The sequence below is a fragment of the Spirosoma knui genome, from assembly GCF_054780635.1.
This window is the reverse complement of the sequence record NZ_BAAGVY010000008.1, coordinates 170,122-193,725: the sequence shown is the minus strand read 5'-3', so window position 1 is coordinate 193,725 and position 23,604 is coordinate 170,122. Positions and strand designations below refer to the sequence as shown.

Below are 23,604 nucleotides of genomic sequence, written 5' to 3'. Positions count from 1 at the left end.
ACCCCGTATCGGTAATGAAAAAATTAGCAATACTCTTCTCTTTCTTTCTCTTAACGGGCTGCAAGCAATTTTTGGACGTTCAGCCCGAGCAGCAGGTCGATGAATCACAGGCGGTAACGAATGCCAGCACCGCCGAAGCGGCCTTAAACGGACTATACAACCGACTTGGTAACGACGGCTACTATGGGTCTAACTTACCGGCCTTGTCGTACTTGTCGGGGGGCGACGTACAGTGGACTGGTTCGCAGGGAGCCCCGCAGGAAATCACTTCCCGCAAACTCACGGCCGACAATGGCTACGTGGGTTCAGCCTGGGCGGCCATTTATCGGACCATCCTGGCGGCCAATTACCTGCTCGAAACGGTGCCTGCATTGAATGATCCGCTATTAACGGCCGACCGAAAAAACCAGATTTTAGGAGAAGCTTATGCCATTCGTGCCTTGTCCTACTTTGATCTGGCCAGAGGTTGGGGTGGGGTACAGCTCATCCTTAAACCAACGCACACGCCCCAAGATAATACGGGTATTTCGCGCAGCTCCCTGGACGTAACCTACGCGCAGGTGCTTAAAGACCTGACGACCGCCGAGCCGCTACTGGGCAATACTACTAACCGCAACCGGGTTACGAAGAAAACAGTCTATGCACTTCGGGCGCGTTACCATCTGTATCGACAGGAATGGGATAAGGCGGAAGAGTATGCTACTAAGCTGATCGACGACGCGTCGTATAAGCTCGTAAAGCCATACAGTGCGTTTTTCGCCAACAACGCCGTTGCCACGACTGAGTCGGTATTTGAGATTGCCTACACCAACTCGTTCAAAAATGGACACAGTAACTGGTGGTTGCCACCGGCGCTGAGTGGCCGTCGGGAGTGGGCACCTTCTAATCAGCTTGTTACGTTGCTCAACGACCCAAACGTGGGCGGGAACCGTAAAGAACTCATTGCACAAACGGCCCCTCCAGGCAATCTCTGGTATGGCAAGCTATACTACCGGAACCCGATCGGTACAGACCCCGCTTACCTAATCCGGATTGCCGAATTGTTTCTGATCCGGGCCGAAGCGCGGGCTCAACTGGGTAAGACAGCCACCGCGCTGACCGACCTCAATGCCATTCGTGACCGGGCGGGCGTACCACTGTCAACAGCCGCTACCAAAGAAACCTTGATCCAGGCCATCGAAGACGAACGGCGCGTAGAATTTGCCTTTGAAACCGATCGCTGGTTCGATCTGGGACGGAAAGGGAGAATTGGGACAGTACTCAACATTACCGATCCTAACAAATACGTATTGCCCATTCCGAACAGCGAAATCCTGGCCGATAAAGCCCTAACGCAGAATAAGGGGTACTAAGCTGTTTCCGTAGCGGTGTCGGAGCTACGTAAAGCTACAATTTTTAAAAACTAACACTCATGCATACACAACGCATTTTATCTTTCCTCTTTTTCTTATTCATTGTAACGTCTGGTTTCTCGCAAACGGCGCCAAAAACCGTTGGGCCAGAGAAAGGCGCACTGGTTATTGTTGGTGGCGGTGCTATGAGCCCTGAACTCTGGGGGCGTTTTGTTGAACTCGCGGGTGGTGCCGCTACTGCTAATATCGTCATCATCCCCACGGCGGGCGACGACTCTACGGCTAACAAGGCCCCACGAGAGACCGAAAGGCTACAAAGCTTGGGCGTCAAAAACATAACCGTTTTACATACGCGTGATCCAAAGGTTGCCAATCAGGAATCATTCGTGGCTCCGTTGAAAAAAGCGACGGGCGTTTGGTTTGTGGGCGGGCGGCATTGGCGGCTTGCAGATTCGTATCTCAATACCTTGTCACATAAAGAATTTAACGCCTTGCTGGCTCGTGGTGGTGTCATCGGTGGTACGTCGGCGGGTGCTACCATTCTTGGGTCGTTCATGGTACGGGGCGATACCAAGGGTAATTCAATTATGATCGGTGATCATACCCAGGGCCTTGACTTCATCCACAACGTAACGATAGATCAGCACGTCTTGCGCCGGAATCGCCAGTTTGATCTCATCGACGTTATCAAGACCCGTCCTGAACTGCTGGGTTTGGGCATCGACGAAAGTACCGCTATTGTTGTCCAGCAGAATACGTTTGAGGTGATTGGCAATTCATACGTAGGGGTATACACTGCTGAGCAGATTGCTAACAACCGCGACGGCGGACCGGCCAAATACCCGTCGGGGCAAAATAGTACCGGAGGACCCTTCTTCTTTTTGGGGAAGGGGCAAAAGTTCGACTTACAAGCCCGCAAAGTGCTGAATCAGCCACCAGTGCGTCCTAACGAACCAGCAAAATAATCCTTAAACAGACTCAACCATGAGCAAACTGACAAGCACCGCCCTGGTGTCTGACTGGGATAACGACCTTTCGGAGGGGGCGATAACAAATGACTCTCAGTGGCAAACCGCCCAACGACAACCATCTGAATGGCAGGGATACGAGCGTGTGTTGTTTCGATTCTTCTTTATCTACTTCATCATTCAGACCGTTCCGCTGGATTGGCATTTTTACCGCCATCTGCTGACCATTGACTGGGGGCAGTACTACTACCGCGACCTGTTCAATCTGTCGCGATACGCCCCCCATTTTTTCGGCCCCGACGATACGTTCGCGAACTGGGCGGTTGTGGCACTTCTCGCCCTGGTCGGTACGCTACTCTGGAGCATCCGGGATACGAAGCGCCTAGAATATAATGCCCTATACTACGGGCTGCGGGTGATTCTGCGGTATCGACTCGCCATTGGCGTCATTGCCTATGGATTCATCAAGCTGTTTCCGATGCAGGCACCGCTTCCTTCGATCAGTAATCTGAATACGGCCTACGGTGATTTCACGGCCTGGAAGCTCTTCTCGATGAGCCTGGGGATTGTGCCTTCGTACGAATCGTTTCTAGGTTTGGTAGAAATCCTGGGTGGATTGTTATTACTTAACCGCAAGACAACCCCCATTGGTCTACTGATCATTATTCCGTTCACAGGGAATGTCTTTATGTCGAATCTGGCGTACGAAGGCGGAGAGTACGTGTATAGTTTCTATCTCATTACGATTGCCCTCTTTCTGTTCGCCTTTGATGCCATCCGGCTGGTGCGGTTGGTGTCGCTGGAAGAGCCAACGATCCCCAACCGGTTCATCCCCGTTTTTGCTGGTCGCTGGAAAATTGCCCGGCCTATATTAAAGGGTGCCTTTCTCGTCTTTGCGGTAGGACTCTACGGCTACAGAACGTATGGCGCGTATCGGACTGATCCGTATCAATATCCCAAAACGCCCGGTTTAGCTGGGGCCGCTGGTGTCTATACTGTTCGTGAATTCCGACTGACCGATCAGGTACTGCCTTATTCTAAAACCGACTCGAAACGCTGGCAGGACGTCGTGTTCGAACGATGGAATACCATCAGCATTAAGTCAAACCGCCCGGTTCGGATTGACAAGACCAATACCGAGCAGATTCAGGTGGCTGATGCGGCCCGTTCGTACGAGTTCGCGGGATCAGCGGGTAGACATTACTACAGCTATCAGGTGGACGCAACCCGACAACTACTCACCCTTACCAACCGAAATCCAAATTATGCTGGCGAAACGCTGCAATTGCATTACGAGCGATCAGGATCAGGCGAAATCATTCTGTCGGGACTGAATGAAAACCAGGATTCGGTTTATGTCGTGTTGGATCAAGTCAATAAGAAGTATTTACTCAACGAAGCAGCCAAAGCCGGTCGGCGCGGCACGCTGAAACTATAAACTGCTTTCCGCTATGTCCACCTTGAAAACGACCCTTAGCAACCTTACGTATCAGACGGCAGCCGCACCAACAGACTTTGTTGCGCCTGTGAGCGGACAAACGCTGGAGAGAGCAGCGAAGCCAGGAACTACCCGAGCCGCGCGCCGACCCTGGACAACTGGAGAGAAAATCGCTTTTCGAATTGCGTTTGTCTTCATTATAATCTTCTCAATACCGACCAACATAGGCTGGTACCGAAATCTGTTCTCGCTCGATTGGCTGCATTTACACTACCGCGATCTGTATGACATTGCTCGCTTTCAGCCGAACCTATTGGGTGGCGCTAAATGGTGGCCGTCGTGGATGGGTTACGGCGAATGGGTGTTCATTCTGCTTGTGTCGACGGTCGTCGGGTTAGTCTGGACGGCGCTAGACCGGAAACGTCAGGAGTATAACCTGCTTTATTACTGGCTGCGGGTTATTGCCCGGTACCGGGCGGGCATTGGTATCATTGGGTTCGGTTTTACCAAACTCATGCCCACGCAGTTACCCTATCCATCGCTGGGACTACTGAATACAAATTTTGGTGATCTGACTGCCCAGAAAATATACTGGCTTTCGATCGGCATTGTGCCCTGGTACGAAGTCTTCACGGGCGTTGTCGAAGTAGTGGCTGGAGCGTTGTTGTTCTTTCGGGTAACGACTTTCTGGGGAGCCGTACTACTGTTCGGCGCGCTGGCCGACATCGTATACGTTAACCTGGCCTACGATGGGGGCGTTCATGGTTACAGTTCATATTTCGTAGTGCTGGCCGGTTTTCTGCTAGTGTATTACGTACCTGCTCTGTACAGTCTGCTGATTAAAGAGCAATTTACAGTGCCCAATTATTACTACCCAAGCTTATCAAAAACGTGGCAGAGAGTTGGCCGCGTTTCCTTAAAAACAGCAACAATAGGTATCTTTCTGGGGCTATTATTCTGGTTGCAATACGTAAACTTCCGCTATGACCCGTACAAACAACCTGCACAAAAGGGCGTGCCCGAGCTACGTGGGAACTACAACGTAAGCGAATTCAAGCTAGACGGAAAAGCAATACCGTACTCACCCACTGACTCTTTGCGCTGGCAGGAAGCTACGTTTGAAAACTGGTCGACGCTGACATTTAAGGTCAACCGGCCTGTACCGCTAGATCTTTCTAACGGGGGCGGCTCACCTATGCGCGACCTGAACCGGACGTTTGAACTTACGGGTGTGGCTGGCGGGCAGCGGGTATATTATTACGACGCTGACCCAGTCAATCATGTTCTGTATTTGCAGGATAAATATCGTCCATCGAGTGGCCGTGGTGAACGGGGTGAAGGTGGGAGCGATTCGGAAGGAAATGCACCAAAGAAGCGGGAAAAGAAACAACCTACTGACAACTGGATTCCCAAAGCGTCCCTTGCAAACATCGGTCCGGAAGACCTCAAAATTGATCCCCTCGCCCGATCAACACGTCGCACCAAAGGCATCAAAGCCGAAGCACGACGGGAGGATGGCAAACGAAACCGGATGATTCTCCGCTACCAGACAACGGACGGATCGCAGGTTATTCTAACCGGCGTCGATGAGAAGAAACGGTCGCTTCACGTTGTCCTGGACCGTGTAAATCGCAACTATGCCTTGTCAGAGAGTACACTACGGGCGGGAACGTATTAAGCGTAATTTATGGGTGATTAACATTATTGTGCCCTAATTTTTTGTCATCCCGACGCCAGGAGGAATTTTCACTTGCCGGAGGTTTGGGCCTCATCCGAAGATTCCTCCTGGCGTCGGGATGACAAAAAGTAGGTAATTCAATGCGTTGATAATTAGAGACTTATTTCGCTTTTTTTGTAAATCACATTAACTGACGTTTATCAGCACTGTCGTTAAGGAAAACGATGAGGAAATTGAGATTTGAAGTCCCCCTAATTGGCTTCATGCTGATCGTTGTGTTGGATAGCTGTTTTCAAGTAAATGGTAAAGCATCTGGTCACGCTGCGGAATGGAAGTCAGTAGCTACATTGCAATCTGATCAGGAAGTCTACAAGGATACGTTGCCACAAGCCGTACGTTTTGGGTTTGGTCGTCTGGCAACAGCTAATGACATTGCCAGGTTGGATATAGATGTTCGCCCCGATGGGGTTGGCTTACCTAAAGGGGTAGGGACGGTATTAGAGGGAAGAGCGATTTACGCAACCAAATGTGCAGTCTGCCACGGGGCAACCGGTACGGAAGGACCGCAGGGGGCTTTGGTTAGTCCGGCTGGTGAATCGGGCAAAAAAGTAAAGACAATTGGTAATTACTGGCCTTACGCTACGACGGTTTTTGATTACATACAGCGAGCTATGCCCTACAACCAGCCTGGCTCATTAACTGATAATGAAGTGTATAGTTTAACTGCGTTTCTTTTAAATGCCAATCAGATAGTAAGCGCTGATGCGGTTATGAATGCACAAACCTTACCCAAGGTGACCATGCCCGCGCAAAAATATTTCATTCCTGACGACCGGCGCGGTGGACCGGAAATACGATGAGTAGCCTAACAAGTAAGAATATAGACGTAGCGGATCAAGCGGGCTCTTTGTTATCGTCAACTTATGGTAAACTAAGCCGTCGGACATTGTTAGGGGGAGCCGCTACAGCTGCCGTGGCCGTTGTGCAAACCTCGTTTGCGAAAGCCGTTCAGATTGGTGTGCCCGAAACAGTTATAACGGACGATCCAACGAAACAGCCCGGTATTCCGCCCGGCGAGTTGGGGAGCCGCTCTCCGTATGAAAAGCTGGTCAAGAAACCGTCGGATATTTCTTCCCGAACGCCCCTGCAAAATCTGTACGGCATCATTACACCTTCCGACCTTCATTTTGAGCGACATCATGCGGGCGTGCCGGCTATTGACCCCAATACTCATGAGTTGCTGATTCACGGTATGGTCGACAAGCCACTGGTATTTAAGCTGGCTGACCTTAAGCGGTTTCCATCGGTATCCAGTATCGCGTTTCTGGAGTGTTCGGGAAACTTCAGGTCAGGAAAAGAAACCATGACACCTCAAGACATTTGTGGATTAACCAGCCAGAGTGAGTGGACAGGTGTAAAGCTTTCTACCTTGTTTCGCGAAGTAGGTGTCAAACCGAGGGCAAGCTGGTTTTTAGCCGAAGGAGGTGATGCCGCCGTAATGACACGCAGCATACCTGTCCAGAAAGGATGGGACGACGCGATGATTGTCTACGCACAGAATGGCGAAGCGTTACGTCCCGAGCAGGGCTATCCCGTTCGCTTGTTTCTGCCTGGTTGGGAAGGTAACACTAGCGTAAAATGGCTGCGTCGGCTCGAACTATCCGACCAGCCCTTCATGACGCGCGAAGAAACGTCAAAGTACACAGAGGCCGTTAAGGACGGAAAGATACGGCAGTTTAGCTTCGACATCGATGCCCGATCAATTATTACGTTTCCAACGTATCCGGTACAGGTACAACCGGGCTGGATTGAACTGCGTGGCCTGGCCTGGAGCGGACGGGGTAAAATCAGTCGAGTAGAGGTCAGTCTGGATGCGGGTAAGACCTGGGAACTGGCTAGCCTTCAGGAGCCTGTTATGAACAAGGCCCATACGTATTTTCGGCACCTGTGGTACTGGAAAGGTGATGAAACCGAAATTATGAGCCGGGCAATCGACGAAACGGGTTACGTGCAGCCAACGTTCAAGCAATTGCTCGAAGCTCGCGGAGCCGATATGGGCGGCTATCATCTCAATCCGATAACGGTCTGGCGAATCCAGCGCGATGGTAGTGTAGTACATCGGCCAGAAAGCTGGAAATAAGGATATAAACAAAAGCTTGGAAGAATAGCTTAGGTAATAAAAGCGATCTATTTTGAGTAAGTACGATGCTATCGTAGTAGGATCGGGGCCAAATGGCCTGGCAGCCGCAATAACGTTACAACAGGCCGGCGTATCGGTGCTACTTGTCGAAGGTAAAGCGGAAATTGGCGGTGGGTTACGATCTGCTGAATTGACGCTACCCGGTTTTGTTCATGATGTGTGTTCGGCGGTTCATCCGTTGGCCGCTGGCTCGCCCTTCTTTCAGAGCTTACCCTTGGCCGAGCATGGCCTTGAGTTTATTTACCCACCACTTTCGGCGGCTCACCCGTTCGATGACGGTACGGCCGCCGTTTTGGGGGCCTCTGTACATGAAACAGCTCAACGTTTCGGTATCGACAAGCAGGCTTACCTTGACCTGATGCAGCCGCTGATCCGTGACTGGCCTACTATGGCTGCCGATGTGTTAGGTCCGTTACGTTTTCCAAAACATCCACTTAATATGGCTCGCTTTGGGCTGGATGCCTTACCGTCAGCTACATTTTTAGCAAAACGCTTTCAGACAAAAGAAGCGAAAGGGTTATTTGCCGGTATGGCCGCCCACGCTATCCAGCCCCTCTCAAACCTGACCACGTCGGCCATAGCACTGGTGCTCATGACGGCTGGCCATTTGCGGGGGTGGCCTATTACGAAAGGGGGCTCGCAACGTATCGCCAATGCGCTGGCCGCTTATTTTCAGTCCATTGGCGGAACAATCCAGGCTGACACGCCCGTCAAAACGCTGGGAGAGTTGCCTTCGGCGAGGGCTGTTCTGCTGGACGTAACGCCCAAACAGCTCCTCCAACTGGCTGGTGAACGATTCTCGCCACTATACAGATGGCAGCTTGAGCAGTACCGCTACGGGATGGGAGTTTTTAAAATCGATTGGGCGCTGGACGGTCCGATTCCATTCACAGCGGCCGAGTGTCGGCAAGCAGGCACCATTCACATGGGGAACACATTCGAGGAAATTACCGCTGGTGAACAAGCCACGTCTGAAGGACGGCACCCCGATAAGCCCTTTGTGTTATTGGCACAACCCAGCTTATTTGATGATACCCGAGCCCCGGCAGGTCAACACACGGCCTGGGCGTATTGCCACGTCCCGAATGGCTCTACCCTAGACCGAACCGCAGCCATCGAGCAGCAAGTAGAGCGGTTCGCGCCGGGCTTCCGCGACCGGATTCTGGCCCGGCACACCATGAATACCACTCAGATGGAAGTGTACAATCCCAATTACGTTGGGGGTGATATCAACGGAGGAATCATAGACATTACTCAGCTGTACACCCGCCCTGTTATTGGGCTCTCACCGTATCGAACTTCTGCAAAAGGCATTTACGTATGTTCATCATCGACACCTCCTGGAGGTGGGGTGCATGGCATGTGCGGGTACCATGCAGCCCGGCGAGCACTAGCCGATGTGTTTGGCCGAACACCTACTATTCCGCTGTCGAACGGGTAGGATAAGGCGCGAAGGTGAATGAATTATTGAGCGGCTTTTGAAGTATATAAGAAACGTAAAAAACGTTAACTATTTGAAAACTAATAGCTTTAATCTTAATTAAAAATTATGTCTTTTTGAAATGATTGTCTATAATGGCATAGTTTTAGTGACTAGATGCCCTACGTTTGTGCACGTAGATAACTGGTCATTACTATGTCTATATTATTACAATTATCCTGGTTAGATATTATAAAAGCATCATCTAAAGATTCTCCCTCTTCAGTGGCCTCATTTGCCAGTTTACAGCAGGCGTTCACCTATGTCCAGGCCCAGAATGGCGAAACGCAGGGCGATACGTATCAGATTGTCACTAACGACGAAAATTTTTATTGGGTCGTAACCGCATCATTGGCCCAAGAATTGCTAAGGCATGGTTTCTGGATTTTATCCGCTCCAACGGCTTCGTCATTACCCTCTCCCCAATGAACAAATACCGTACCAGAAAAACGGCATAGGTGCGTTCTGCTGATACGGTAGCCTTTGTTGATGCAATTAACTCTTTAGCAAATTCTGAATTCTGTTACCGCTTATTTACAGTTTGTGACGTAGCCGCCGGGGCTTTCTGCGCCGTTGGGCTGTATCTGGGCTTGTAAATCGCGCCAGTTGCAAAATCAACCGGAATACTGACCAAGGGGAAGAGAAGGATGTCGGCAATTAGCCCGCCTACCCGGATCTCGCGACGTAGCTCACCGGGAGCCGGTCTGCGTTTCTGTTCGTCGGTAATACGTCCGCCAAAGACCGTTACACAACTCGTTAGCGAACTCGACAGGGTAAGTGTGGCAAGCGCTAAGAGCAAATACTTTTTTAAGGAATGCATGGGTAGTGAATGGGTGGGATGAATTATTTGGTAGCGGTGATGGTAAACTCCGTATTATTGTCGTCGCGGCCGTTAATGATCAGTTTGTTGCTCGATACGTAGGCAATCTTGTCGCCCTGCGCCCGAAGTTCAACGTCGTTGCCATTGTTGGTCAGGTCAATGTTTTCAACCGAGCCAACCAGAAATTCTTCGTCTCCTGACTTTGACCGAATATCCAGTTGCATCGACACGCTGGTGGCGGTTTGCCGCACTACCCGTACGCTTCCTTTCAGGTTGGTTTGGCTGGCGGGTCGGGTTTGCCCATTGAACGATAGCTCAGAGAAGGTATACTGACCCGCTACGCGGTTGCCCAGATCAGGTGATGGGTCCGGATTGTCTTTTTTACAGGCTGTAAAGGAAACGGCTACCAATAAGATTAACAGGGTAGCCCGGTACTGTGCAAGTAATGATTTCATCGTATTTGTGTTGTTTTAGGTAAAAAGAGGAAGGCTCTACCGGTTTGGTACAACAAAGTTGGTCGCCCGAAGCGCGTTGAGAAATAGCAGCCTGCACGAACTGTTTAGAATAGAGGGCAAACGACCATTTTTGTCGGTTGAAACGCAACCGTCGACTGCCAAATTCGGCTAGAACCTGACAGTCGACGGTTGACGTTCATCGGCACGACCGCTGTGGTTCGTAGTAGTTTTGGAGAATGGAACCTCAGTTTTATCTATTGGTCCGTGAATTAGTTTTAAAGAAAGCTACGTCCTTCTTTGGGAAAAGCTCATATCATTTGAGCCTCTCTTCGCGACAAGCAAATCTGCTCATAGGATAATTACCGAACAAGCGACCCTACCCATTCCTTAGTCCTCCTTTGAACGGGTTCTAGATTGACGACCAGCTTGTTGCCGTACAACTCATGTTTGGCGTCTTGGACTCATTACTGCTTATAAACCTGCTCTGAAACCATTCCGCTCCGCGGCTCGGTTGAGTTAGTTACCTCATTGCCCGGTGTTGGTAACGTAGTGGCTATTAAATTAATCCAGGCCAGCGATGAGTATAAAGCTATTGACCTCATCGCTGGCCTGTCAGTGGTATCAAATCCCCGTGTTTCTACTATTATCTGTGGCAAAACCCAGGTTTCGATCATAGCTTTGTTGATGAGTGCACGGGCGACCCTGCTCAAAACTCAAACAGTTTTGGAAATCATTGATAAAATCTGAACAGCTTCATACACACTGCTTTGGTGATATTCGTTTACGGGCGCTGAACAGCTACTACTTATATTAAAGCTATCGCCTACTAATGGCTAATCAGCCAACTTGGTATTTGTCGCTTAGCGAGCAGCTCTATAGTTCAAAATAATGTAGTATCTCTCTGAATGGATATGTATTCATCAAGAAATGGTTAACAAGTTTTCATCAGTGCGGATCATAATACAAGTAAAAAATCGCCTACCCATAAATAGATGGGGCTTAGGGGTAGCCATCTTACTTTTGGCGCTGGTAGGTTCGGGTAGCAGTCTAATGTCTCAACCTGCTACAACGCCCGATGCCCGTCTGCAAACCATTACGAATATAACGAAACAGGTATGGAGTACATTTTCAGACACTCGCCATCCCCCCTTAGTAAAACTTGTGCCTACCCTTGGCTTACCGTCAATGGCGAGTTTTAAGCCGAAACCCAAGGAAACCGTATTCATCAATGAAAAGCTTTATGACATCTGTCGTACGTTTGGTCAGGACTCGAGTGCAGCGTTAGCCATAGTGATTGGTCACGAGCTAACCCACTATCACGCCAATCATAAAGAGTGGCTGGACCTCGCTCAAGACGGGCGTATGAACAACAATGGTAACCGTTCCTCCTTGTCGGACGAAGAACTGGCAACTCTTGAGGCATTGGCCGATCGGCAAGGAGTGCTTCACGCGTTTCTGGCAGGCTACAACAGCTTTCGATTAGTTAGGCCACTCTACGAACGTCTTTATAAATCCTACAGTTTGCCTAACAACCTGCCCGGTTATCCAAATAAACCAGATCGAATAAAACTATCGCTCGCCCAAGTTAACTCCGCCCGTCCCGACGCCCTGCTGGTTGATGCAGCTACATTCTTATTTGCTGTTGGAGATTATGCGTTGGTGGAACCCTGTCTGACGGAAACTATCCATCGTTGGCCGTTGGCAAGTCTGCAAAACAATCTCGCGGCTTTATATCTTAAAAAGGCGCTGAATTTGACCAGTTGCCAGGAGATGCCATTCCGGTTGCCGGTAGAATGGGATAGCTTTAATCGCCTACTGACGCTTCGTGGATCAACCACCGGTCAAGAAATGAGCCAGTTTTTAGAACTGGCTCATAACTATGCCACACAGGCTCACAAGGCTAATCAAGACTATGCACCGGCAGCGCTGAATTTGGCCATCATCTATTTAATGAAGCATCGTTATGGCACGGCGGAAGACTTGCTGGAGGATTTAACGCAACAGTCCCAAAATGATCCGAATATTCGCTTTGTGAAAGCAGTCCTGCGGCTAAAAAAAACTAACAGACTTGACGAATTCCGTGAGAGCTTTTCTTCCATAACTGGTGCCGCTAATGAGTCATTTAACCGAGCAGCAATGGATGTTTGGCCAGCTTGCCCGAATGATCCAACTGACAATATTTCGACGGTGAATGTATCGCCGGAGTCGAGCTTAGGGAAGGTAGTCCTCCCCTTTGCAACATCGGAGTCATTTCCCATTACGGTACGTATTCCGGGGCAACAGAAAATTACGCTCAACGGAAGAGTTGATCAGGAGAGCAGTGTTGATCTACTACGAATTTCAACAGGTCGGTCGAGTCAGTACGATGTTCTAACTACTACTTCTTCATCCTGGCAAACAACGCTTGGGCTTCGGGTAAACCAATCTGAAGAGACTATTACAAAGCTATATGGTTTACCCGATACTCGAATAGACCGAAATGCGCAGGATCGTATATATCATTACAAACGGGCGGGCTTAGTGGTAACCGTCAAGTCAGGTTTAGTTTATCAGCTTGTTGTGTATCATAAATATCCTTAAGGTGCTGATGCTGGTATTGCCTGAATAGTTGCCTTGTACATCCTGAGCAAAAGAATAGATGAGCTTTTCCGCAATCACCGTCTCAACAGAGTTTCTAGCTAATCACACGATTAACGAAGAAGGACGAAGCCTGCCCAGAAAAAAGGTGAATGACTTGATTTCATCGAGGTTTGAGCGTTTCGGAAGGCGGTTTCTATTGATTGACCTTTGCTTAAATTTCCATAGAAGAAACCCATCATATCGATTGTTTCCCGGTCCGGAATTTCCCAGAGCGTCATCAGTAAGTACTCTGCCCCTGCCAGTTTGAAAGCCCGCTGGAGTCCAAAAACCCCTTCATTGCTTTTCTGTTCGCCTAACCCAGATTCGCACGCGCTAAGCACGACTAACTTTGAATTTAAATTAAGGCGAGAAATTTCCAGGGCTGTAAGAATGCCATCTTCCTGGTCGGCTTCTGGAGGAGTATTAGCGCCTGCCAGAACTAGGGCCCCCTTTAACATCATCTCGTTGCTCTGCGACGAAAGTTGGTTAATGTCATTAGTTGGTTTCTCAAGCCTCATATCGTCATAGAATCCATGCGTGGCTATATGCAAAATATGTGGATGAGTGAGGTTGAAGTATCGGTATTTAAACGTATACTCACTCGCTTTTTTTTTCGTATAGGAGTCAAAATGTAGTTTCTTAAACGATTTTAAAAGAGTCTTAATCTTGCTGATTTCCTCTTTCGTACCTTGCAGGTAGTTCCAGTATCGACCGCGTGTTAATGTTATGGATGCTCCCCGCAAGGGGATAATTTCACTCGGTAACTTAGCATTTCGGGGTAATTTAGCCGCCTTCGTATCATATAGTATGCCTCCCCATAAATCGGCGTTCACCTGCTTTTCAGGTAGTTTCTCCGGCGCAATGACGACTGAGTCGGCAAATACGGATGGGATTGTCAGTGCCCTTCTCATGGTGAATTGCTCACAAAGAGGTTTGCCTTTGGGCGAAGCCGTGAGCGCATCAAATGCTACAGTATTCAGTAAATCTATCGGTAAATAATCGATATGATGAATGGTATCGAATGCTGGCATTAACGGTTTCCAGAGTAATTCATATAAGCCTGTTGATGTATACAATCGATTAATTGCGTTCATTAACTGATAGGTTTCTGTTGGCAGCTCTCTTTTTTGCTGAGCGATAAGTTGCCAAATGGCTGTCCGGCTACTTAGCAATACTAGGCTTGGCACAGATCGCTTTCCGGTGTAGATAATGGCCCCGTACTGGATGTTTGATGGGTTTGCCTCGTCTCTGTAGGAAAAGAAATCGACTATAGCCCGATCAGGCTGTAATTTGGCGATGACAGCGGTTGGACCGGGTATGATGAGTTGATCAATGAAACGCCCAATGCTATCGAGCAGTTTACTCTCAACCTCATTAAATGCATTTCTATCACTACCGGTCTTTAACTTGGCCCATTCAATGTATAATGCATTACGTCGCGCTTTGGCGTTAAACTGCTGAATGAGAGCCTGCCGGGATGCAATCTCAGCCACTGCTTCCTGATGTTCCTTGGAGTCTGGTGGTGTTTTATCAACGGTTTCCTTCAAGTAAGGTATGCCAACACTCATGCCAAAAGCGACGAACATATCTGCCACGTTTTTAACAATAAAGTGTTCCCGAAGAATGCGCTGCCCGTTTAGCTGAAGATTGCGGGAAACTAGGAGATAGTCCGCGATTGTAGTGATTAATTCTGGTTGCTCAGCCTGGTATTTAACGCAAACAGAGAGTAATTGGTCGATGTATCGCTGATGCAGCGCTAGAAACGTATCATACTCGAAGTCGTTTAATAAAAACGCGGCCAGATTCCGTTGTCGCTTATGTAAAACAGAATTCATTCGGTTAAGAGACTCCGTAAGTAGCGGCAAATTCCGACTGTAGTCGTAATACCTGATTTGCTCGTAAAGCAAACTCGTATACACATCACTGTAGGGGCCCCATTCATCTAAAACCTGCTGCGTTAAAGCCGTCAGACGTTGCTCAGCGTTTTTGCGCCCATTTGCTAATTCAATTAAATAAAGCTGTTGCTGGAGTCGTCTGGCACTGGACGATTTCGCTTGGCCTGGCTCGAGTTGCTTCAGGGTTTTGGCATATAACTCTTCTACCAGCTTTGACTGCCCAACTGCTTTAAGCGAATCGCCTTGGGTAACTACGTCATCATAGGGATGATACAAGTATTTTGTTAAGGGAAGGCCACCCTGCGACAATAGGGTAAAGACCCCCGATTTGGCACGTTCTGCTATGGCTTGTCCGTATACTACTTTTGTCTGGGTTTGTTCGCCAGCCCGCTCATGCTGATATGCTTTGAGTTCTAGTTCTTCTGCTAATGACCGAGCCAAAGGCTGGCTCTGATTTACCTCGGCGTAACAAAATGAATTAGGCTGAATGAGCAGGCCAATGAGGAGAAAAAGGGCTGAAGAGTAATAATTTATCATTCTTGTGGCGGGCAATTACGGTCGCGTCGTAGTTCACTACCAATGAGTGGTGATGATGTTGCTCCACTAAAGTTACGGCAATCTAAACCGTGAGCACTCCTTCGGCGACAACCTGATAAAGTAAGCAGTTCACTCCTAACTTACCAAACGGGATAATCATCATACCATTTTCCGATCAAACGTAGCACGTCGTTCAGTTTTACCGAATAGTATGACACGCTACGTACCAACGGAGCAACACCGCGTAGATTTTCTCCAGTAAATTCAACGTACCATCAAAATTACCCGCCGATTTTGACGACGGTTTTCTTCGGTAGTGTTAGAAACCGCTGGTTGCGCTGACCCGAAACTCTCTATGCGGAACTGACCTTCGGGAATACCCCGTTGAACGAGGTATGTTTTCGTGGTTCTGGCTCGAAATTCCGACAAAACCTTGTTTACCTGTGCGTTGCCGACATTGTCAGTATGACCACTTAGATAGATGCGCCTGGGCGGATTGGTTCGCCATATACGGGCAAACTGGTCGAGTTGCCGTTTGGCGGTTGGCGTTAGTTCGTAGCTGCTTTGGTTAAAATAAATGACGTGCTCACCAGCCACGCTTACGCTGGATAATTGCGTAGTTAAGTGATACGCTGTCAACCCTGGTTTTAATTGTAGTGTATCACTAAGAATCAGTTCGGTTTTTTTTCCTCCTGTAATGGCATACGTTCCTGGTTCCAGGTTGGCCATCAGTTGCGTATCGGTTAATCGGGTGGCGGTATAGATTGGGCCGTTGGGAAGCCGTTTTAACAAAACCCCAACGGACACCAATACGTCGGGAAGGCTCATCATTATAAGCGTGGGGGTGGGGTTGAGCCGGATAACGTATCGTAACGGATTCCGTCCCACCGAATCACGGATTACTACGTTGCCCAGGTAAGGTTGGTAGCCTGATGCACTTGCTTCAATGGCCACAATATCCTGCCGGAAGATATCGGTACGCACCGAGGCAGTCGTAAAACAGCGTTTTATGGCTGCTTTCGTGAAGAACAAACAGATACTGGCCTGAATAGGTCGGCCGGTTAGCGCGTCCTGTACCAGAAACCGGGCCGCTATCTTACCTAAATTGCGTGACGATAACCGAATGGCCCGCTGTTCGGATTGAAAATACGGTTGATTATCGACCATTTTATCGATGGGTACGAGGGGCAGCGTTACCAGAAATCGGGCAGAATCAGTTGGTGTGCGAGGCCAATGAACTGGTAATCGGATGGCTCGATAGCCGTGACTGCTAATTGTCAGAAAGCGGGCATCCGAAGGCACGGACCCAACGAAGCCGTCGGGTGGAGCGCTTCGTTCGAGCAGCAGTTGATTCGCTGCATTTGTCCATCGCCACGTAGCTGCTATAAACTGCCGTGATTGATGATTCTGAACCCGGCCAACAAATTTGATGGATTGCGCCTGCAAGGCTCCATGCAGTAGCAGGCCCACGAAACCCCACCACCATGCCCTGGCTTTCTGCATAATTCATTGCCGATAGCGACTGACGAGCTGGCTATAAGCGGGCGTTTTCCGAAAATCTTTCCGCACGAAATCGAGCAGTTTATCTTTCTTCAGAAATTCCTTTGAAATACCCATCTGCATCGCTTTTTCCAGTAGCGCCAGCGCCTGATTGTCGTCGTTGGCCTGAAGGTGCGCACACGCCAGTACGTACCGAATTTTAGGCGCATTCTCGGCCGATGCCGGTAGGGAATTTACCCCAGTCATACGCACATTGGTAGGCAACTGACCCGTGCGCACCTGAGCATAGGAACGTAGATAAAAACATTCATCGGTGCAGGGCGTTCCGTCGTATTGTCCTACCTTGGTCAACTCAGCTAGTGCATCGAGGTATTTGCCCTGCGCCATTAGACAGCGGCCTTTCCCCAGCGAAATCTGGGTGGTTAATGTATGGTCACGGTCGAGTTGCTGGCTTCGGTTGTATTCTTCCAGGGCGTCGTCAAACTTTTCCCGCTTTTCAAGCAATAACCCGATGGGCAGATAGTGAGCCGCCACGGTGGGTTCTAGTTGGGCCGCTTTGGTGTAATCGTCTCGGGCGCGGTCGGGTTTGGCTAAGGCTTCGTAGGCTCGTCCTCGTTCGGTGTATACGGCGGCCCAGTCTTTGGTTAGGGCAAGGGCATCCTCAAATTGGTCGAGCGCGTTTTCGTAATTCCGAAGCTCATAAGCGCACCGGCCTGACAAAAAATAGGTATCAGCAAAAAACGTCGGCGGATAGCGTTTTTCCAGTTGTTTCCGCAACCCACGCAACGTGGCTAAAATAGCCTGCGCTTTGTCGTACTGATGCAATTGAACGTGGGCTTTGGCTTCGTTTAGTGAAGCTTCGTAGAACGTCGGCTGTAGGGTTGTCGTTTGCCGAAAATCCACTATGGCTTCTTGAAACATACCCTGTCGAAGTTTGGTTAGTCCGTGCTGGTAAAAACCGTCGGCATTAGTCGGATCAAACCGAATTGCGCTCGTCAGCGCACTGTCCGCCTGGGCGTTCTGTAGTTGTAAACTATAAATTTTACCGGCTGCTAACCAGGCATCTGCGTAATCTGGTTTGACTTGCAGAGCAATGGTTAACTGGGCCAAGGCTTCGGGTAGTTTCCTGAGTTGTACATTCTGTTCGCTCTGACGGTAAAATTGAGTGGCAATAGAGTCAATACGTCGACGGTCAGCCGCATTCAGTCCTAATTCAAGGGCACGCGTAAAGTCAGCACCGGCGGCAACGTATTGCTGCAAACAGATATAGGCCGTACCCCGCTGAAAATACAGGTCAGCCTGCCGCCGACTGCGGTTGATACCTTCCGTGAAATCGGCTTCGGCTTTGTCGCAGGCTCCTATCTGTTGGTGCAACATGCCCCTCAGTAAGTAATAGCGTGGATTCTGATTGCTAATGCGGATGGCTTCGTCATAATCGGCAAAGGCTTCGGCTGTTCGATTCGTTCGGACGCGATACGTAGCCCGGCGGGTTAGTATGTCCGCATTGGTTGGATCGACGGTTAAATAGACCGACAGATCGGCGGCTGCTTTAGGGAAATCGTTGATCCGTGCGTACAGGTCGGCCCGTGATTCGAGGGCTTCCAAATTCTGAAAATCCAACGTAATGGATTCATTCAGATCGCGCAGGGCTTCTTTATAGTCTTTTACCTTCGTATAGCTTTTCCCACGCCCCAAGTACCAATCCGAACTGTTGACCTTACTAACCGTAGTTTTGTTCTGCTTGCGTTCCGCATCAATGAGCCGCCCGTATTCTTTGATCAGATCGCGGTACTGACCCGCGGCAAACCGCTCATCTAATTCGGCTTTTCGGCGGGTTTTGGCAATCAGGTCTTTTATTTGTTCATCGAGCGCGGTAGAATCCGGTTTTTGGTCAGCGATACGTTGCATCAGGGCCACTGCTTCGGCATACCGGCGCTTTCGGAGGGATAGTTCCAGGCGTTTTTTTTGTTCGGACAGCGAATTTCGGCTGCGTTCCTCCAAGAATTTCTGCACCCGAAACAGCTTTACCTTCGGGGTTAAATCTTCAAACGGTTTATCGTGTTCGGCTTGTTCATAAAGCCGTTGCGCCGTTTCCAGATCACCACTAGTCAGGGCTGCATCCCCGTCTTTCAACAGCTTTTGATACGTAGTGAGAATCGTCTTTTCACGTTCAACCACTGGGTCAATTGGTGGCGTTTGTGAGGCCAAACGTTGTGTAGAGTCGTTCTTCACCATGAGCGAGTCGGTAGTAGCGAGTCGGCGAGGTGCGACTTCTTTGAGGGCTACGTTGTTCAGCGTGAGGTTGGCCGAATCCGACGACGTCGCAAAAGCTAGTCGGGTGATTAGGACCGTCCATTTAGAGCCGGTCTGCTCCGCCCGAATTTCCGCCACCCGCCGAATGGGTCCGTAGGCTTTGTCGATTTTTGTATGTTTTCCTTTGAAGAGCGCGGTATAATAAACCTTGACGTACAGGTTGGCTGTTCCCTTTTTCAGATCGGAAACGCTAACATCCGAAAACAGAATTGTACTCTGCGTTGATTTGGCGTAGAGTAGGTCAAAATTGGCCAGATACTTCTCAACGGGCATGTCGAGCACAGTAGCCGCTGCCGCCCGGTTCGGATTGACGTCATCTTCTACCACGACGTCTTTATCGGCAAACAGCTGGTTTATTCCCGGCGTAAAACTCTCCGTAATGAGCGTGTTCCGTTCCGCTTCACCAAGGTCGGTTAGGCTTAGTACGTTTAGCAAATCGCTGAGACCCAGTTCAATCTTGCGCCGGGCCAGCAATTTCACCTCTTCGTTATCGCGGGTCGTTAATTCCTGTCCGCGTACTTCAGTCAGCCAGCCAATACTGACAACCAGCGCAAGCGCATACCGTACATAAGTTCGCATACTCACCTCTATTGCGTTGCTACTACGCCGACATTGCCCAACAAAACCGACCATTTTTGCTCGTTAGCGCCTTCTTTCAGTTTTTTATAGGGGGTAAGCATCACATCAACATCTTTCTGTGTAATGTCGCCGTACTGCACTTCACCTTTGTTGTTTAGCCCCGAAAACCGCTGTTCGCCTTTGATTTTGCCGTAATAATTGCCGTCGTTCTTCTGAGTCAGTTCCTGCACGTATTGAATGTCGCTCCACTCGAGCGTGACGTTTTTATAGGGCAGTAGTTTAAGCCGAATCAGGTAATCTTTGATTTTATACGTATTGGCCTGTCCACCCCGGACCATTGAGCTAACCTGAATTGACGCGTCGGATTTGAACATCTTCAGCACCTGGCTAATCGCCTTGTCTTTCTGACCCGCGTCGGTGGTTTTGTCGGCAATCACGCCCAGCATGACCGCAAATTCCTGTACCCGTTCCAGCGCCTGCCCCCGATATTCTTCATATTGCTGTTCAGTTAATTGCAGCACGTTACCCACGGTTAACGTAACGGCTGGCTGTGCCGGTTCATCTATGTTACTGTTGGTACTGACTGGCCTGGCGTCTGGTTCATCGGCAGGTTTCTGGATTTTATCGGCCGTCTTTGTGGGCGTGTTGCCCGTGGGTTCATTCGCCAACAGGTCTGTCTTGTCGCACAGAAACGACGCATCGGAGAAAAGTTCGTGTTTGCCCGTGTGGTAGAAAATACCTACCAGATCGGTTTTGGGCAGGCTCGACGCGGCTCCATCCAACGTGGTGTAGTTGACGACGTCACCCTGTGCATACGACACATTGCCGTAAATGACCTCCGAAGGAATGGCTCGAATAATGATGTCGTATTTTGGCGAATTACCGCCGGTCAGGAACTGACTGATACGTTGGTCGCGTTCGGCGGCTGTCAGGCTCTGTAGCTGATTCATGCACAGAAACCGCCCCCATTGGTTCACCACTGCCGCAACCTTGTCGGAACCGTAGGAGAACTTAATGGTCGACTCACCTTTGGCTACACGCAGGGAGACTTTGTCGGGCGTAATCTCCGATAACGTGCCAGCAACATTGGTTTGGTCGTTGAGGTAAACAACGTCCTGGGCCTGCATCTGTGAGGAACTAGCGATCAGAAACAAGCAGTAGAGAGGGAAACGATTCATGTTGTTAGTTTTAACTACTTCTGCGTTACTTTATCTGTCGCCGTATCATAAATCCAGTGTGTAGATTCCGCATTTTTTCTGGCAAGAACCCCTGAAAATTTAAAAATCTCTGGACTCGCCTGACGGGCATCATTTCGGACAATGACAGTATATGTGGTTGGCTTTTCAGGGAACTTACAATCATCTAAGGCATCGTTGTAATATTTAACCCAAAACTCATATTTACCCCGAGGAGATGATACTGTTAGCGGCCAGAAAATATTTTCGTTCGGGCCCGATGGACACGATTCACACTTGCAGTCCACATCTAATTGCCCCTGACTTCTTCGCGCTTTAAGATAACGGTAATAGATCGTTTCCCCATTTGGATCAGTTACGTATAGATCTAAGTCAACTTTTTGATCATTATCAAATTTTAGATTAAATCGAGGATTACCTGGATTACCGACAAGCTCTGGTAACGGAACCACCACTTCCCGGCGGCAACTGCCAAACGTCAGGAAGGCACTAATTATAGAAAATGATAGAAGGCGGAGTAGGATTGATTTCTTCATCATGGTCATGAGTTTATTTTTTTAAGGCGTTAAAACCAATGCCAATCCGGAAACTGGCAATATTAACTTGCTCATTGAGTGATTGTCTGAACGCCGTGTAATTCAGGTTTTTTACGTTCAGAAGCTGATACCGGAGGCTCAGATCCAGCAAGAGGGCCTTCGACCGAATCTCATAACCCAGACTGCCTCCGTACGTAATGGGTGTCGAGCGGACAGATTCATCGGCAGGTGTAGGATGATTAGCCGACGTATTTACTGAAGCGAACGCCAGCGTAGCACCGGCTTCGGGCATCACATAGAAACTGCCGAAAGGATACAGTTTAAGCCCGAGCTGTATGGGGACCTGCGTTAACCGCTTGGTTTCGCTGTACTGGTCAACCCCGTCCCGGGTATACCGGCGTACTAGTTCCCAGCCGTAATAACCAGCCGTTAGGGACGCCCCCAATCGGCGAAAGAGCAGATAATCTAAACGCAGACTGAAGCCAATATTCTGTTTCATGCCAAAGCCCGTCGAATCATCGAGCCAAGCTCGGTTTGCGTTAAGGGCATTCGGATAATAGGCGAACTCCGGCCCAACAGTCAGGTGAAGGTGCGGAAACGCCATGGGGTCTTTGTAGCTGGCCGTTGCGCTACCTGTTGACAAATCATCAGTCGGTACGGGGGCCGGGGTTGTTTTTACAGGCGCTTCGTTGTCCGCGCGCGATGGCCCCTTTGGTTGCTTACTGACAACGGCTTGGCGAAAAATCTCTTCGCGTCCGTCGACGTACCGAATCCGATCCAATCGAGTGAGCAATAATTCATATTGTGTGTTTGTTGGATCGCTGGCTTTGGTGTAATAAAGCTTCCGCTCGTCGCGTTGGCCCACTTTTCCATTTATAATTGTCCTGTCAACCAGTGTGATCTGATCGGTCGTGGCGGTTTTCCCTGGTTGAGCCGTAATAACCTCGGTGCTGCCATCGCGGAATACGATCTTCCAGATCTGAGAGCGAGTCACTGTTTTCTTTACGGTCGGGGCCGTCGACTCAAAATATACTACGTCGGTATCGGTTAATTCATCAATTTTAACGTTGATCGTGGAGTGATCGACTTTATAAAGTACATCGGTTGGGGATGTCTGCGCCAGTGCTACGCTACCAGCGTATAGCCATAAGGCAAATAGGAATGTTTTCATAAAGAGCGGATTGTGGAGAGATAAGAAATTGTCGGAGCTATTTTAGCACGTAGCCAACACGTAACGCCAGCAAGGGGACAACGCCCGCACCCAGAATCGAATCGGTGCCTCCCCCTACAGCGGTGACGCTTAGCCCTAAAGCTGGCTCCAGCGAGATTTTTCGGTTAAACACCCATTGATAACCGGCAATTCCACCCAATTGAGACACAAATACGCTCTCCGAATAGGAGTCGCCGTAACTAAAGAAGCCTGACTCTTTTACCGTTACGTTCCAAAGCAGAGCCGTAGGTGCCACCCAGAAGCCTTCGGGCGCTTGTTTGGGGCTGCTTTTTATAAGCCCATAAAACCGATATTCGCCTTTCAGCCCAATCGCCGTCACCCGCGTTACATAGGCATTGACACTGTACAGACTAATACCTGCGTAGATAGATCGGTTATTGGCCAGCACACGTTCGTAGCCGAAGTTTGTCAGAGGGGCGTACTTGATAATTGATTGCGGATTGTCTATTGACTCAGTTGGTTGGATGGTTGGCCGAGATATAGGAGGATGCGTTTTCGTTCCGGTCTTAGATGGACCTGTTTCCAGACCGCTTTTGGGTACGTTGTACACATCCGATGAACCATCGGCAAAAACAACCTTCCACAGTTGTGCTTTCGCTATTTTCTGTGTGGCTGATGGAGTTGATGAGTCACGGTAGAATACGTCCAAGCTTGTTATTTCGACAACTTTTACGTTCAACGTAGTACGATCGAGCCGATATAAAACATCTGACTGGGTCGTTTGCGCGTTTGCAAAGCCCGCACTCATGCATAAGCAGCCAATGAATAGCCATTGAATAAAATAGTTTTTCATGGTTAATGGATAGA

The 23,604-nt window shown here is 49.3% G+C and carries 19 protein-coding genes; 10 read left to right on the top strand and 9 right to left on the bottom strand.

All coding sequences use genetic code 11. The features are described from left to right. The first annotated feature begins 14 nt into the window (after positions 1-14). The 8 genes from ACYVIY_RS17565 (at position 15) to ACYVIY_RS17530 (ending at position 9,545) form a co-directional block, all read left to right on the top strand. Positions 15-1,352, top strand: a complete 1,338-nt coding sequence (locus ACYVIY_RS17565) for a RagB/SusD family nutrient uptake outer membrane protein (protein ID WP_460977687.1) — start codon at positions 15-17, stop codon at positions 1,350-1,352. Positions 1,353-1,411: 59 nt separating this feature from the next. After that, on the top strand, positions 1,412-2,317 hold the full coding sequence (locus ACYVIY_RS17560; RefSeq protein WP_460977686.1) for a cyanophycinase: 906 nt from the start codon (positions 1,412-1,414) through the stop codon (positions 2,315-2,317). A 19-nt stretch (positions 2,318-2,336) separates the two neighbouring features. After that, positions 2,337-3,758, top strand: a complete 1,422-nt coding sequence (locus tag ACYVIY_RS17555; protein ID WP_460977685.1) for a DoxX family protein — start codon at positions 2,337-2,339, stop codon at positions 3,756-3,758. A 13-nt stretch (positions 3,759-3,771) separates the two neighbouring features. Further along, positions 3,772-5,436, top strand: a complete 1,665-nt coding sequence (locus ACYVIY_RS17550; RefSeq protein WP_460977684.1) for a hypothetical protein — start codon at positions 3,772-3,774, stop codon at positions 5,434-5,436. Between the two features lie 224 nt (positions 5,437-5,660). Then, positions 5,661-6,296, top strand: a complete 636-nt coding sequence (locus ACYVIY_RS17545; RefSeq protein ID WP_460977683.1) for a c-type cytochrome — start codon at positions 5,661-5,663, stop codon at positions 6,294-6,296. Further along, the gene (gene soxC / locus ACYVIY_RS17540; protein ID WP_460977682.1) at positions 6,293-7,576 is read left to right on the top strand and encodes a sulfite dehydrogenase; all 1,284 of its coding nucleotides are present in this window, start codon (positions 6,293-6,295) and stop codon (positions 7,574-7,576) included. The genes ACYVIY_RS17545 and soxC overlap by 4 nt, the downstream gene beginning before the upstream one ends. A 49-nt stretch (positions 7,577-7,625) precedes the next feature. After that, positions 7,626-9,077, top strand: a complete 1,452-nt coding sequence (locus ACYVIY_RS17535; protein ID WP_460977789.1) for a phytoene desaturase family protein — start codon at positions 7,626-7,628, stop codon at positions 9,075-9,077. Between the two features lie 195 nt (positions 9,078-9,272). Further along, the gene (locus ACYVIY_RS17530) at positions 9,273-9,545 is read left to right on the top strand and encodes a hypothetical protein (protein ID WP_460977681.1); all 273 of its coding nucleotides are present in this window, start codon (positions 9,273-9,275) and stop codon (positions 9,543-9,545) included. A 94-nt stretch (positions 9,546-9,639) separates the two neighbouring features. Here ACYVIY_RS17530 and ACYVIY_RS17525 read toward each other — a convergent pair whose 3' ends face one another. Together ACYVIY_RS17525 and ACYVIY_RS17520 are read right to left on the bottom strand one after the other, a co-directional pair. Further along, complete coding sequence (locus ACYVIY_RS17525; protein WP_460977679.1) at positions 9,640-9,936, bottom strand: hypothetical protein; 297 nt, start codon at positions 9,934-9,936, stop codon at positions 9,640-9,642. A gap of 23 nt (positions 9,937-9,959) precedes the next feature. Further along, on the bottom strand, positions 9,960-10,391 hold the full coding sequence (locus ACYVIY_RS17520; RefSeq protein WP_460977678.1) for a hypothetical protein: 432 nt from the start codon (positions 10,389-10,391) through the stop codon (positions 9,960-9,962). 549 nt (positions 10,392-10,940) lie between these two features. On the opposite strand from ACYVIY_RS17520, the gene ACYVIY_RS17515 reads away from it, so the two are divergent. Beyond that, complete coding sequence (locus ACYVIY_RS17515) at positions 10,941-11,138, top strand: hypothetical protein (RefSeq protein ID WP_460977677.1); 198 nt, start codon at positions 10,941-10,943, stop codon at positions 11,136-11,138. 303 nt (positions 11,139-11,441) lie between these two features. After that, a complete protein-coding gene (locus ACYVIY_RS17510) occupies positions 11,442-12,971 on the top strand; it encodes a tetratricopeptide repeat protein (RefSeq protein ID WP_460977676.1) in 1,530 nt (509 codons plus the stop codon). A gap of 110 nt (positions 12,972-13,081) precedes the next feature. Here ACYVIY_RS17510 and ACYVIY_RS17505 read toward each other — a convergent pair whose 3' ends face one another. From ACYVIY_RS17505 to ACYVIY_RS17475, 7 genes are all read right to left on the bottom strand, one after another. Further along, a complete protein-coding gene (locus tag ACYVIY_RS17505; RefSeq protein WP_460977675.1) occupies positions 13,082-15,442 on the bottom strand; it encodes a CHAT domain-containing protein in 2,361 nt (786 codons plus the stop codon). Positions 15,443-15,706: 264 nt separating this feature from the next. Further along, positions 15,707-16,945 (bottom strand): OmpA family protein, encoded by a 1,239-nt coding sequence (locus ACYVIY_RS17500; protein ID WP_460977674.1) that lies wholly within the window; start codon positions 16,943-16,945, stop codon positions 15,707-15,709. 3 nt (positions 16,946-16,948) lie between these two features. After that, a complete protein-coding gene (locus tag ACYVIY_RS17495) occupies positions 16,949-19,834 on the bottom strand; it encodes a tetratricopeptide repeat protein (RefSeq protein WP_460977673.1) in 2,886 nt (961 codons plus the stop codon). 8 nt (positions 19,835-19,842) lie between these two features. Then, positions 19,843-21,012, bottom strand: coding sequence for a hypothetical protein (locus ACYVIY_RS17490; RefSeq protein WP_460977672.1), 1,170 nt, complete (start codon positions 21,010-21,012; stop codon positions 19,843-19,845). Positions 21,013-21,026: 14 nt separating this feature from the next. Further along, on the bottom strand, positions 21,027-21,569 hold the full coding sequence (locus ACYVIY_RS17485; protein ID WP_460977671.1) for a hypothetical protein: 543 nt from the start codon (positions 21,567-21,569) through the stop codon (positions 21,027-21,029). A 10-nt stretch (positions 21,570-21,579) separates the two neighbouring features. Then, the gene (locus tag ACYVIY_RS17480; RefSeq protein ID WP_460977670.1) at positions 21,580-22,737 is read right to left on the bottom strand and encodes a hypothetical protein; all 1,158 of its coding nucleotides are present in this window, start codon (positions 22,735-22,737) and stop codon (positions 21,580-21,582) included. A 37-nt stretch (positions 22,738-22,774) separates the two neighbouring features. After that, positions 22,775-23,590, bottom strand: coding sequence for a hypothetical protein (locus tag ACYVIY_RS17475; RefSeq protein ID WP_460977669.1), 816 nt, complete (start codon positions 23,588-23,590; stop codon positions 22,775-22,777). Positions 23,591-23,604: the final 14 nt, after the last annotated feature.